Source organism: uncultured Roseicyclus sp. (assembly GCF_937892565.1).
GTDB lineage: Bacteria > Pseudomonadota > Alphaproteobacteria > Rhodobacterales > Rhodobacteraceae > Roseicyclus.
In genome coordinates this window covers 1-12,631 of sequence record NZ_CALAHQ010000073.1, presented here as the reverse complement: position 1 = coordinate 12,631, position 12,631 = coordinate 1, and the positions used below count along the sequence as shown (strand labels likewise).

The window sequence follows — 12,631 nt, the reverse complement described above, 5'->3', positions numbered from 1 at the left end:
CAGGCTTCAGTTGGCCTGACGACGCAGGAATGCGGGAATTTCGATCCGCTCCTGTTCAGGGTCAATCATCATGTCTTCGGGCATGGGGCGCGCGACGGGGGCGGGCGGTGCTGCAGGTCGGGGCGCAAGACCACCCAAGACCGAAGGTTGGCGCCGCTCGGCGGGGGCAGGCGCGTCTTCGGCATGGCCGGTCATGCGGCTGATGAGCGAGCTGAGACGCGACTTATGCGCGGGCTCTGGCTGGCGCGCTACAGGCACGTCACGCTGCAAGGCATCGCGCAGATTGGCCAGCATTTCGGTCGTGGGCCTTGGGGCCGATGGTGCGTGCTGGTGCGCAAAATTTGGTGCCGGGTCCGCGGCAAGCCGGCGGTCAGCCTGTGCAGAGGCCGCCGGACGATACAAAGGCGCCTGAACATCATGATCGTCGATCGGGTCATTGTCCGCGTCATGAAAGCCAAGACCGCTGAACAGCGACGGCTCGGGCTGAGGGTCGCGGGCAAAGCGCTCGGGTGCGCGGGTTTGAAGGTTTGGCGCGGCAACCGGTTCGGGCTCGGGCGCGGGCTTGGGCGCGGCTGCACGGGGGGCAACAGCGGCGGCGGCATAGATGCGGGGGGTCTCGGTTGCGCGGTTGGCCTCGGCGACATCGATGCCGGTCGCCACGACACTGACGCGCATCCGACCCTCCATCGCGGTGTCGAGCGTGGAACCGACGATGATATTGGCCTCGGGATCGACCTCTTCGCGGATGCGGTTGGCGGCTTCATCCAATTCGAACAACGTCAGATCATAGCCGCCGGTGATGTTGATCAACACACCGCGCGCGCCCTTGAGGCTGATTTCATCAAGCAGCGGGTTGGCAATGGCTTTTTCGGCGGCCAGCAGCGCGCGATTGTCACCATCGGATTCGCCCGTGCCCATCATGGCCTTGCCCATCTCGTTCATCACGGCACGGACATCGGCGAAATCGAGATTGATCAGACCAGGGCGCACCATCAGATCGGTCACACCCTTGACGCCTTGATACAAGACGTCGTCGGCCATTGCGAAGGCTTCGGTAAAGGTGGTCTTTTCATTGGCCAGACGGAACAGATTCTGGTTGGGAATGATGATCAGCGTATCGACGACCTTTTGCAGCGCCTCGATGCCTTCATCGGCCTGGCGCATCCGCTTGACGCCTTCGAACTGGAAGGGCTTGGTCACGACACCCACGGTCAGCACACCCAATTCGCGCGCGGCCTGTGCGATGATCGGTGCCGCCCCGGTGCCGGTACCGCCACCCATGCCGGCGGTGATGAAGGCCATGTGCACACCCGCCAGATGATCGACGATCTCCTCGATCGATTCTTCTGCGGCCGAAGCGCCGACCGCCGGACGCGCGCCTGCCCCCAACCCTTCGGTGACCCGCGCGCCCATCTGGATGCGCGAATGCGCGCGCGATTGCGCCAGCGCCTGTGCATCGGTGTTGGCGACCACGAACTCACATCCGTCAAGGTTCTGGTCGATCATGTTGTTGACGGCGTTGCCCCCGGCCCCACCCACACCAAAGACGGTGATCCGCGGCTTCAGGTCCGGCTGGCTGCTGGGCATCATCAGGTTCAATGTCATGGGTCTGTCCGCCTGTAATTGATCGTGTCGGTGATCATTGTTCGATCTGACCCCGGTCTTTACGCCGATTGGCCATCTTTGCCTCTGATTTCCCAAGATGTTACCGCGTTCTAAGGATCACGTCACGCGGAAATTCGACAGAGTCGACGAAATCTGGGGCGAAAATCCGCCGATGCAGCCGCCTATTGCGGCCAGCCACCAGATGCAGGGGTCACCAGTTGTCGCGCAACCATTTGGCCGCCCGTTTCAGGCTGCGCGCCGGCAAGCGTTCAGACGGCGTCTCGAAATCCCACCATTCGTCTTGCGGATGCGCGGCAAACAAGGCCAACCCGACGACCGCGGAAAAGGCTGGTCCGGCCGCCGATTGCGGCAAGCCCTGAACGCGCAGCGGGCGGCCAAGGCGCACCTGATTGCCAAGAATGCGGCTGGCCAGCCCGTCAAGGCCGGGGATCTGGCTTGCCCCGCCGGTCAACACGATGCGCTGGCTGGGCAGATGGTCAAAACCCGCCGCATCCAGCCGGGCGCGGACCTCTTCAAGGATTTCCTCGACGCGGGGGCGCATCACGCCGATCAACTCGGCGCGGGTGGCGGTGCGGCGGTCATGGTGCCAGTCGCCGGTTTCGCCTGTCAGTTCGATCACCTCGCGGTCATCGAGCCCGGTGGCGATCACGCCGCCAAAGCGGCATTTGATCCGCTCGGCATCGGCCATGGAAATCTGCAGCCCCTTGCTGATGTCGCTGGTGACATGATTGCCGCCCATGCGCACCGTATCGGCGTAGATCATGTGCTTCTTGATGAAGATCGACAGGCTGGCGGTGCCGCCGCCCATGTCGATGCACGCGGCACCCAGTTCTTGTTCATCTTCGACCAAACTGGAAATGCCCGCCGCATAAGGGGCCGAGGCAACGCCCGCCAAGTCCAGATCACAGCGCCTGACGCAATGCAGCAAGGTTTCGATCACGGCGCCTTCGATGGACAACAGATGCATGTCGACCGACAACTGATTGCCCACATGCCCGCGCGGATCGGTCAAGCCGCTGCGATGGTCGAGCGCAAAATTCACCGGCTGGGCATGCAGCACCTCGCGGCCGGGCCCCAGATCGGGCATGTCACAGACAGCCAGAACGCGGGCCACATCCTCATCGGTGACCGAGCCACCCGAAAGCGCCACCTCGCCCTTGAGCCCATAACTGCGCGGGCGGGCCCCGGCCAAGGCCACGATCACATGATCGACACGCATCTGGGCCATTTTCTGGGCGCCCTGCACGGCCGTTCGGATCGCGCGCTCGGTTTCTTGCAGACTGTCGATCTCGCCAAAGCGCATCCCGCGCGACCGCGTCGTCGACGCCCCGATGATCCGGAAATTCGCCTGACCCGCCATGGCGCCGATCCCCTCGGAGGGGAGCGCGGCCTCGGCCTGATCGAATTTCAGCACAAGGCACGAAATCTTGTGCGTCCCGATATCGAGCACGGCCACCACGCCGCGCTTGAGCGCGTCTTGTCTTTTGGCCCGCATGGCGCGTTGCGACTGATGCAGCATGTTCATCCGCGTTGCTCTCCGGTGGGGGGTGCGCCGTTCAGCGCCGGTGGCTTGTTCATCTCTTCGATCGCGGCCGGGGTCGTCTGCACGGTCAAGCGATCGGGATGGCGCAAATCGATGCGCACCACGTCGCGGTCCAGAATATCGGTCGCATCATGCAAGGCCAGGGCGCGGTCCAGCGCCTGCACCGCGCCGGTTTGCGGCAACAAGATGCGCCGCCCGTCGACAAGCACCACATCCCAGCGCCGTTCACCCACCCAAGCCAGACCAAGCAACCGCTCGGCCAGGGGTTGGGCCGCAGCATGCAGCGCGAGGGCCTGATCTGCGACGCGGTCCGCGCCATCACCACCGATCACCGGCAGCGGCGCGTCGAGAACACGATCGGCCAAAGCGGCCACATGATGCCCCTCGGCATCGATCAGAACCGGGCCTTCGCGGGTTTGCCAGATCAATGCCGGCACCCGTTCGCTGACCCGCACCGCCAAATAGCCGCCCGACTGGATCCGCAATTCCGCCCGCGCCACGGCTGGCAACGCCTCGATCCTTGTGCGCAACGCATCAAGATCCAGATCGAATGACGACACCGGCAAGTCGATCGCCAGCGCCGCCCGGATCTCGGCCATCACGGCATCGCTTGCGCCCTCTATTCCCAAGACAGTGATGCGGAATTCGGGGCGGTTTTCGATGCCGCTGCGCAGCTCTTGCCAGCTTTCGCCAAAGGCGGTTCGGTTGTCGCTTTGCGAAAAATAGATGCCCAGCCCAAGTGCCACCACAAAACAGGGCAGCCAGACCCGAACCAGTCGGCGAAAATGCGGCGTAAGCCACAGGCGCTGCGCGCGATAAGACCAGATCGAGGGCGCCGGATCACGGGGGATCTCGGCTTGGGGCGGTTCTGGCGCCTGCAGCCGATTTGGCGGGGGTGCGTGCCGGGGCGCACGCGACGGCGTGCGTTCGGCGATCAGCGGTCGCATGAGGCATCCTCCAGCAACCAGCGGCACAATGCGCCGAAATCATAACCACAGACCGCCGCCTGTTCCGGCGTGAGCGAGGTGGGCGTCATGCCCGGCTGCGTATTGGTTTCCAGCAAGAACAGGCCGGACAGACCCTGATCCTCGTCCCAGCGGAAATCGGTGCGGCTGACACCCCGACAGCCCAGCGCGCGATGCGCGGTCAGCGACATGTCCATGCAGGCATCGAAAATCTGCTGGGGCAAGACCGCCGGCACAACATGGCGCGATCCGCCGGGCTTGTATTTGGCGTCGTAATCATACCAGCCGTCGGTCAGAATATCGGTCACGGTCAAGGCACCGGGCTGGCCGGGGCCATCGCCCATCACCGAACAGGTCAGCTCGCGCCCCCGCAAAAAGGCCTCGACCATCACGGTCGTGGGCATCGTCTCGGACAAGCGCGGCGGCGCATTGGCACCCTCGGGCACAAGATACACACCGACCGAAGAGCCTTCGTTGTTGGGCTTGACCACATAGGGCGGGGTCATGACATGGCCCGCCATCACCTCGGTCTTGGTGCAAAGCACACTCTGGGCGACAGGCAAGCCATGGGCGCGATAGACATCCTTGGTGCGCGCCTTGTCCATCGCCAGCGCCGAAGCCAGCACGCCGGAATGGGTGTAGGGAATGCGCAGCCATTCAAGGATGCCCTGCACGCACCCGTCCTCGCCCCAGCGGCCATGGAGCGCGTTGAAACAGACATCGGGATTGAGCGCGGCCAAACGCTGCGGCAGATCGGGGCCGCAATCGACCTCGATCACCTCATAGCCTTCGCCCCGCAGCGCCTGCGCGCAGCCACGGCCCGTGGACAGCGACACTTCGCGTTCCGACGAAGGGCCACCCATCAGCACCGCAATCTTGGGGGTTGTTCTGCCCGAACCCGCCACCATTGCCTCAATCCGCCGGATTCTATTGCCCGGTCAGTATGTTATCGGGGCGTTGCCCCGTGTTTTTCTGCCCGGTTCAACCGGATCCGTCGCGCCGTTTCATACCGACGCGCATGATTTCCCATTCTAGCGCTATTCCCTGTGTCTCGAAAACCCTTTTTCGGACCTCTTCCCCCAAAGATTCAAGATCATCAGCCGTGGCGCCGCCCGCATTGATCAGGAAATTGGAATGCATCCACGACATCTGTGCCCCGCCACGGGTTGCACCGCGCATGCCCGCGTCATCGATCACCTTCCACGCCTTGAGCTCATGCGTGTCATCGGCACGCCCCGTCGAGGAAAACCCCGCCGGGTTGCGAAAGGTCGATCCGGCGCTGCGGTCCCTGGTAGGCTGGGTGGCGTCGCGCTTGGCGATCTGATCGGCCATCTTGGCCGACAGCATCACTGGCGCGCCCGCATCGGCGCGAAATGTCACCTCGGTCACGATGGTATCGGGGGGCAGATCGGTCGTGCGATAGGCAAAAGCGATATCGCCCCGCCCCAGCACCCGGGCCCGCCCGTCGCGGTCGATCACGCGGGCCGACACGACATGATCGGCCACATAGCTGCCATAACAGCCCGCATTCATCCGCAGCGCGCCGCCGATGGATCCCGGAATGGTGCGCAGGAATGTCAGATCGCGCCCCGCTTCGGCCGCCTTGATCGCGACATGGGCATCGAGTGCTGCCGCCCCCGCGATCACCAGATCGCCCTCGATGCGGATGTCGTTGAACCCGCGCCCAAGCCGGATCACCACCCCCGCAATACCGCCATCGCGCACGATCAGGTTCGACCCCACCCCCATCGGAAAGACCGGCACATCCGGGCCAAGCGCCGCCAGAAACCCGGCCAGATCATCGGCATCGGCGGGCTGGATCAGCCAATCAGCAGGGCCGCCCACGCGCAGCCATGTCAGATCGGCCAGGGGCCGGTCGCGCGTCGCGCGCCCGCGCAGGGGAATATCGGCGATGGCGGTCATGGCCGGGCCCCCGGCCCCGGCACGGCGCGCCGTCCGGACCGGGCCATGCCTGCCTCAGCCATGCGCATCGAGATCCTTCAGCCGCGCGGCAAGCCCTTGTGCCCAGGCCGAAATCGTGCCCGCCCCAAGGCACACGACCATGTCGCCCGGCCGGGCCTGTTCACGCACCAAACGCTCCAGATCTTCCTCGGACACCACGGCGCGGGCATGGCGATGGCCATGACGGATCAGGCCGGCCACCAGATCATCGCGGCTGGCGCCGGGAATGGGGTCTTCGCCGGCGGCATAGACCTCGGCGATGCCGGCGACATCGGCCTCGTTGAAGCAGGCGCAGAAATCCTCGAACAGGCTCGACAGCCGTGTGTAGCGGTGCGGCTGGTGCACGGCGATCACGCGGCCTTCGCTGGCTTGGCGTGCGGCTTTCAAGACAGCTGCGATTTCGACGGGATGATGGCCGTAATCATCGATGATGGTGATGCCGCCCACCTCGCCCACCTTGGTAAAGCGGCGGTTGACACCCTTGAACCCCGCCAGCGCGGCGCGGATTTCCGCGCCCTTCATGCCCAGATGGCGCGCAACGGCCACGGCCGCGAGCGCATTGGACACATTGTGATCGCCCGGCATGGGCAGGGTGCAGCCCTCGATCACCTGTCCTTCGGCCTGTAGCGCGATGTCGAAATGCGCCACGCCCGCCTTGTAGGTCAGGTTGATCGCCCGCACATCGGCCTGCGCATTGAAGCCAAAGGTGACCACGCGGCGGTCGGTGATGCGGCCCACCAGCGCCTGCACCTCGGGGTGGTCGGTGCAACACACGGCCAACCCGTAAAAGGGGATGTTGGACACGAAATCGAGGAACCCCTTGCGCAGGTTGTCGAGCGTTCCCCAATGTTCCATGTGCTCGGGGTCGATGTTGGTGACGATGGCGATGGTCGCGGGCAGGCGGTTGAAGGTGCCATCGCTCTCATCGGCCTCGACCACCATCCAGTCGCCCTGACCCACCCGCGCATTCGATCCATAGGCGTGGATCACGCCGCCATTGATCACCGTCGGATCGACGCCGCCCGCATCCAGAAGCGTCGCCACCATCGTGGTTGTGGTCGTCTTGCCATGGGTTCCGGCCACCGCGATGTTGGAGCGCAGCCGCATCAATTCGGCCAGCATCTCGGCCCGGCGCACCACGGGCAATCCCTTGGTTCGCGCCGAATCCAGTTCCGGGTTGCCGGGCTTGATCGCCGAAGAAATCACCACCACCTCGGCGCCATCCAGATTTTCGGCGCGCTGTCCGAAATGAACCCGCGCGCCCAAGGCCTCGAGCCGTTCGGTGATTTTCGAGGGCTTCAGATCCGAGCCCTGCACGTCATAGCCATGGTTGAGCAGCACCTCGGCAATGCCCGACATGCCGATGCCGCCGATGCCGACGAAGTGGATCGCGCCCAGCTTGCTGGGCAATTTGGTGATGGCAGCGGTCATGCGGCTCCTTTGCGGGCCAGTTCCTCGACCAGTGCGGCCAGCTTTTGGGCCGCGTCGGGCCTGCCGGCCGACAAGGCCGCTTGCGCCATCTGATCGGCCTTGGCCGGTTCGGTGAGAATGGATTGGATCGCGGCAGCCAAATGGGGCGGCGACAGCGCGGACTCGGGGATCATCGTCGCCGCCTGTGCATCGACAAGACCACGGGCATTGACGCTTTGGTGATCTGCGGTGGCCTGGGCATAGGGGATCAGGATCGCGGGGCGCCCGATGACCGCGATATCGGCCACCGACGAGGCGCCCGCGCGACTGATCACCAGCTGCGCCTCGGACAGGCGGCGCGGAATATCACGGAAAAACGTCTCGACCTCGGCACGCACGCCAGCCGCGCCATAGGCCGCAATCACGCGCTGTGTATCCTCGGCGCGGGCTTGTTGGGCGATGCGCAACTGGGCGCGCAACCGCTCGGGCAAGAGTGCTATAGCGGCGGGCACCACATCGGACAGGATGCGCGCGCCCTGGCTGCCGCCGATGACCAACAGGCTCAAGGGCCAATCGCCGGGCGGCATATAGGGTGCGGCCGCGCGTTCCAGAACCGCAGCGCGCACCGGATTGCCGGTGTGAACCCCCGCCACACCCGCGGGCAAAAGCGTGGGCCATGTGCCGCAAGCCACCAGATCGACCCGCGCCGCAAACAGCCGGTTGACCCGGCCCAGCACGCCGTTTTGTTCATGGATCATGCAAGGCGTGCGCGTGATCCACGCCGCGGCCAAGGCGGGGATGGTGGGATAGCCGCCAAAACCCACGACAACATCGGGCTTTTCCCGCCACATGCGCGCGGTGGCGCCCAGAATGCCGCCTGCGATGCGAAAGGGTGCTGCGATCTTGCCCAGAACCCCGCCGCGCGCAAAGGTGGCCGATGCAACCTGTCGCACCTCGATGGCATGCGAAAACCCGTCGGTGTAGCGCGCGCCGCGTGCATCGGTCGACAAGCTGACCCGCCAGCCCCGGCGCAACATCACCTCGGAGAGGGCTTGCGCGGGAAACATATGGCCGCCGGTGCCACCGGCCGCGATGATGAGATGGGCGCTGGTGGATGTCATTGCCTCACCGCTGTCGCGAAAGCAGAAAATCCCCGATATCGCCCTGCGGACGCGACCGGGTAAAGGCCAACAGCATCCCCACGGAAATCCCCATCGCGATCAGCGACGATCCCCCATAGCTGACAAAGGGCAGCGTCATCCCCTTGGCGGGCAACAGCCGCGCCGCAACCCCAAGATTGATGAAGGCCTGCAGCGCCAAAAGGCTGACCAGCCCCGTGCCTGCCAGACGGATAAAGGTGTCGCGCTCGCGCATGAGCCGGAAATAGCCCCGGACCGCGATGATGGTGAACAGCGCGATGATCACAAAGACCAGCATCACGCCATATTCCTCGGCCGCGACCGCGATGATGAAATCGGTATGCGCATCGGGCAAGGTCCAGCGGACCGTCCCCTCGCCCAAGCCCGCGCCAAACAGCCCACCATTGCGGATCGCATCGGTGGCATAGGCGATCTGGGTGTGGGGATCGATCTCGGCCGACAAAAAACCATCGATGCGGCGCGCGACATGTTCCGACGAGGTATAGGCAAACACGCCGCCCACGGCCACAAGCGCAATCACGACAAACAACGCCAGCATCGGCGCACCCGACACGAAATAGACCACCGACCATGCAAAGACGATCAGCGCAGCCTGACCGAAATCGGGCTGCATGACCAAGAAGCCCACGATCACCACCATCGCGAACAGCGAGACGCTTTTGCCCGGCGGCCCGCCGATGTCCTGACTGGCCGCGATCATCCAGGCGGTAAAGATCACAAAGACCGGCTTGAGAAATTCCGCCGGCTGAACCGAGGCGAAGCCCAGCGAAAACCAGCGCACGGCGCCCTGACCGAAATCGGTGCCAAAAACGGGCAAAAGCCCCAGCGCCAGCATCGCCCCGAAAAAGCCGATCACGGCCATGCGCCGGATCGTGACAGGCGCCAGCATCGACACCATCAGCATCACGATCAACGCCATGCCACCAAAGGCCAGTTGCCGCGTGACATAGTAGAAGGGGTCAAGACCGTTGCGTTCAGCCAAGGGCGTAGAGGCCGCAAAGCCCAGCAAGATGCCGATCGCAAACAAGACAAGGACGCAAAAGATGGTGACCCGGTCGACCGTTCTCCACCAGCGTGGAATAACCGCTTCGCCCGATTGCACGATCACCGTGCCATGCGCGATCTCCGTCATGGGAACCACCCGCCCGTTTCTTGCCGTTGCCTGCCTCGGATCGCCCGGTTATCCGGGTCTGGGGGCAACTCTACTCCGAAACGCGTCGCAGGGCCAGCGTTAGGTTGGGGCATTCGGGGGCCGGTGTCATGAGCCGGGTCGCTTGCTTTCGTTAGACGCTCCGCGGGACGGGGGGGTCATTCGCGAAAGACGTCACCTGCCCGCCTCTCGCGCAGCATCGCGACAACAGCCTCTGCACCGCCATGGCGTTCAAGCCACTCAATCACACGACAAGCCGAAGCTGTGTAAATTTCTTCCGATTGTGTTGCGCCAAGTCGCCGGAATGTCCGCTGATCTGATGGCGGTTGCGGCCAATCGCCGGCTTTGCAGCCCGTGACCTCGCCATCTTCGACGTCCAAATAACGGGTATCTTGCGAGATATAGACAGAAAGACCCTCGTCGAACCATGCCGGCACCGCTTGCGAGAAGAACCGACGACTGCTGCCGACCCTATGATGCAATTCCGCATGAGCAAGCTCATGAGCGAAAATGGTCGCGTTTGCCCCGTCAGGGTAGGCAAAGACAAACCAGTTCACATAGGCCATTGCAAGCGGTCGGGGCAGGTTTCGTACCCCACATTGACCTGACAGGCAAAGCAGCCACACGGGATTGGAGGCTTGATCAGGATAGAAGTCCAGAACCATTCGTTGTCCAGCAGCAAAGCTCAGCAACGCGGCGTCTATTTCTGCGTCCGTGGCCTTCTGGTCGACATAGATGCGCGGTGCGATCTCTCGGAAGCCTGTGCATGCCGGGCACAGATATGTCCGGACATGGGGTTCCGAATACAACAACCATGTCACCGCCAAGACCAGCAGGGTGAAACCGATGACAGGCGAGCGTAGCAAATTCATGATGGGAAGATCACGCATCGGTCTTTAGGGCCGGTTCCCTCCGCAGTATCCTGCGCCAGATCCCAATGGGAATGCCCGTGACCGATTTGAAAAGCAAAACGCCTATGGTTTTATGGGTTGCCTTCATGGGACATGCCCTACACAAAAACAGTTTCAATTTACGCACCTACGAAAGGTGGGCAGCCCCGTCAGGATGTCAATCTTGGGCGCGACCTTCGACTATTGGCGCCTCACCGTCATCGTCGAAACTGAGCTGCAAACCCGGTTTTCGACGCGCCTGCTTTCGTCTCGCGCTGCATACGAAAGCCGATCCTTGCCCACGCGCGCGCGGGCCTTTGGGCGGGGCACTCCCCCTACCCCTTCAGCCTGCCAACCTGATCCATGAAATCGCGGCCGCGGTGCTCGAAGCTGTCGTATTGGTCGAAGCTGGCGGCCGCTGGCGCCAGAAGCACGGTGTCGCCCGGCTGGGCGTCGGCGGCGGCGCGGGCGACGGCGGTGGCCATGTCGCCGCAGATCTCGTGCGGGATATCGCCAAGGTGAAGGGCAAATGCCGCGGCCTCGCGCCCGATGACATAGGCCTTGACCACCGCACCCGCCGCTGGCGCCAAGGCGTCCATCCCGCCCTCTTTTTCCAACCCGCCGCAGATCCAGCGGATCCGCTCAAAAGCCCCCAGCGCCTTGACGGCGGCGTCCACATTGGTGGCCTTGCTGTCGTTGACAAAGGACACGCCACCGATCTCGGCCACACGCTGGCTGCGGTGCGGCAGGCCTTGGAAGCTGTGAAAGCCCATCTCGATGTCTTTTGGCGCAAGGCCCAGGGCCCGGCAGGCGCCGTAAGCGCAAGCCGCGTTCTGGTGGTTATGCGCACCGGGCAAGCCCGCCACACCGCGCAGATCGATCGAGGCGACCTGTCGGCCCTTGCGCAGTTCCGACAGCCAGCCCTTGCGCGTCACCAGATCCCAGCCCAAGCCCGACAGCTTGGCCTGCGACACCCGGATCACGCGGGCATCCGTCGGCCCCTCGGCCATCTGGTTGGCGATGTATTGCCCCTCGATCTCGTCCACGCCGATCACGGCGCGATCGGGCCCGCCTTCGGCAAACAAGCGCCGCTTGGCCGCGAAATAGCCGCCCATGCCGCCGTGCCGGTCCAGATGATCGGGCGAAAGATTGGTGAAGACCGCCACATCGGGCGTCAGCGCGCGCGCCAGTTCGATCTGGTAGGAGCTGAGTTCCAATACCACCACCCCGCCATCCTCGGGCGGGTCGATATCAAGCACCCCGCGCCCGATATTGCCCGCCAGTTGCACCGACCACCCCGCAGCCGCAAGGATGTGGGCAATCAGCGCCGAGGTGGTGGATTTGCCGTTCGATCCGGTGATCGCCACGACCCTCGGCGGCACGTCCATCCCGGCCCAGTCGCCCATCCCGAGCGACCGGAAAAACAGACCCACATCATTGTCGACGGGCACCCCCGCCATGCGCGCGGCCGCAATCGCGCGGTGCGGGGCGGGGTAAAGATGCGCAATGCCGGGTGACGTGATCAGACAGGCGACCCCTTCGAAAGCCTCCGCCGCCATCGGATCCCAGATGGTGAACCCCTCGGCCAGGGCCGTCTCGCGCGCGGCGGCGCCATCATCCCAGCACAGCGCCTCGGCCCCGCCCGCGCGCAGCGCACGCGCCGTGGCCATGCCAGACCGCCCCAGACCCAAGACCGCCACCCGCCACCCGTCGACCCCTTGAACCGGTATCATCCCCATTCCCCCTTTGCCGCCCCCAAGGCCAGCATGCGCCTTGTCCCTTGTCGCTCGAACAATCCGGTCACGCGGACAGCAGCCAAAAGACACCAACACCGATCAAGCGCACCCGCCGTGCCGCCCGCACGCAACCTAGCGCAGCTTGAGTGTCGCCAGACCGATCAGCGAAAGGATCAGCGAGATGATCCA

Annotated in this window: 10 protein-coding genes; all 10 read right to left on the bottom strand. The window is 64.3% G+C overall.

Annotated features, from left to right (window positions below; translation table 11 throughout):
• Positions 1-6: 6 nt before the first annotated feature.
• Positions 7-1,605: a cell division protein FtsZ gene (ftsZ, locus tag Q0094_RS10265; RefSeq protein WP_297618806.1), complete on the bottom strand. Its 1,599-nt coding sequence runs from the start codon at positions 1,603-1,605 to the stop codon at positions 7-9.
• Between the two features lie 211 nt (positions 1,606-1,816).
• A complete protein-coding gene (gene ftsA / locus Q0094_RS10260) occupies positions 1,817-3,151 on the bottom strand; it encodes a cell division protein FtsA (RefSeq protein WP_297618804.1) in 1,335 nt (444 codons plus the stop codon).
• Positions 3,148-4,116, bottom strand: a complete 969-nt coding sequence (locus tag Q0094_RS10255; protein ID WP_297618801.1) for a cell division protein FtsQ/DivIB — start codon at positions 4,114-4,116, stop codon at positions 3,148-3,150. Before Q0094_RS10255 ends, ftsA begins: the two co-directional genes overlap by 4 nt.
• Complete coding sequence (locus Q0094_RS10250; RefSeq protein ID WP_297618798.1) at positions 4,104-5,042, bottom strand: D-alanine--D-alanine ligase; 939 nt, start codon at positions 5,040-5,042, stop codon at positions 4,104-4,106. Before Q0094_RS10250 ends, Q0094_RS10255 begins: the two co-directional genes overlap by 13 nt.
• Positions 5,043-5,115: 73 nt before the next feature.
• Entirely contained in the window at positions 5,116-6,057 is a 942-nt protein-coding gene (murB, locus tag Q0094_RS10245; protein ID WP_297618795.1) for a UDP-N-acetylmuramate dehydrogenase, read from the bottom strand.
• A 54-nt stretch (positions 6,058-6,111) separates the two neighbouring features.
• On the bottom strand, positions 6,112-7,527 hold the full coding sequence (gene murC / locus Q0094_RS10240) for a UDP-N-acetylmuramate--L-alanine ligase (protein ID WP_297618792.1): 1,416 nt from the start codon (positions 7,525-7,527) through the stop codon (positions 6,112-6,114).
• Positions 7,524-8,627 (bottom strand): UDP-N-acetylglucosamine--N-acetylmuramyl-(pentapeptide) pyrophosphoryl-undecaprenol N-acetylglucosamine transferase, encoded by a 1,104-nt coding sequence (locus Q0094_RS10235; RefSeq protein WP_297618789.1) that lies wholly within the window; start codon positions 8,625-8,627, stop codon positions 7,524-7,526. Before Q0094_RS10235 ends, murC begins: the two co-directional genes overlap by 4 nt.
• Positions 8,628-8,631: 4 nt before the next feature.
• Positions 8,632-9,798, bottom strand: coding sequence for a putative peptidoglycan glycosyltransferase FtsW (locus Q0094_RS10230; RefSeq protein WP_297618786.1), 1,167 nt, complete (start codon positions 9,796-9,798; stop codon positions 8,632-8,634).
• 176 nt (positions 9,799-9,974) lie between these two features.
• Entirely contained in the window at positions 9,975-10,706 is a 732-nt protein-coding gene (locus Q0094_RS10225; protein WP_297618783.1) for a hypothetical protein, read from the bottom strand.
• Between the two features lie 335 nt (positions 10,707-11,041).
• A complete protein-coding gene (gene murD, locus Q0094_RS10220) occupies positions 11,042-12,439 on the bottom strand; it encodes a UDP-N-acetylmuramoyl-L-alanine--D-glutamate ligase (RefSeq protein ID WP_297618781.1) in 1,398 nt (465 codons plus the stop codon).
• Positions 12,440-12,631: the final 192 nt, after the last annotated feature.

Coding starts and splice junctions, on each gene's coding strand:
- ftsZ (WP_297618806.1), bottom strand. CDS start 1,605: ATGACATTGAACCTGATGATGCCCAGCAGCCAGCCGGACCTGAAGCCG.
- ftsA (WP_297618804.1), bottom strand. CDS start 3,151: ATGAACATGCTGCATCAGTCGCAACGCGCCATGCGGGCCAAAAGACAA.
- Q0094_RS10255 (WP_297618801.1), bottom strand. CDS start 4,116: ATGCGACCGCTGATCGCCGAACGCACGCCGTCGCGTGCGCCCCGGCAC.
- Q0094_RS10250 (WP_297618798.1), bottom strand. CDS start 5,042: ATGGTGGCGGGTTCGGGCAGAACAACCCCCAAGATTGCGGTGCTGATG.
- murB (WP_297618795.1), bottom strand. CDS start 6,057: ATGACCGCCATCGCCGATATTCCCCTGCGCGGGCGCGCGACGCGCGAC.
- murC (WP_297618792.1), bottom strand. CDS start 7,527: ATGACCGCTGCCATCACCAAATTGCCCAGCAAGCTGGGCGCGATCCAC.
- Q0094_RS10235 (WP_297618789.1), bottom strand. CDS start 8,627: ATGACATCCACCAGCGCCCATCTCATCATCGCGGCCGGTGGCACCGGC.
- Q0094_RS10230 (WP_297618786.1), bottom strand. CDS start 9,798: ATGACGGAGATCGCGCATGGCACGGTGATCGTGCAATCGGGCGAAGCG.
- Q0094_RS10225 (WP_297618783.1), bottom strand. CDS start 10,706: ATGCGTGATCTTCCCATCATGAATTTGCTACGCTCGCCTGTCATCGGT.
- murD (WP_297618781.1), bottom strand. CDS start 12,439: ATGATACCGGTTCAAGGGGTCGACGGGTGGCGGGTGGCGGTCTTGGGT.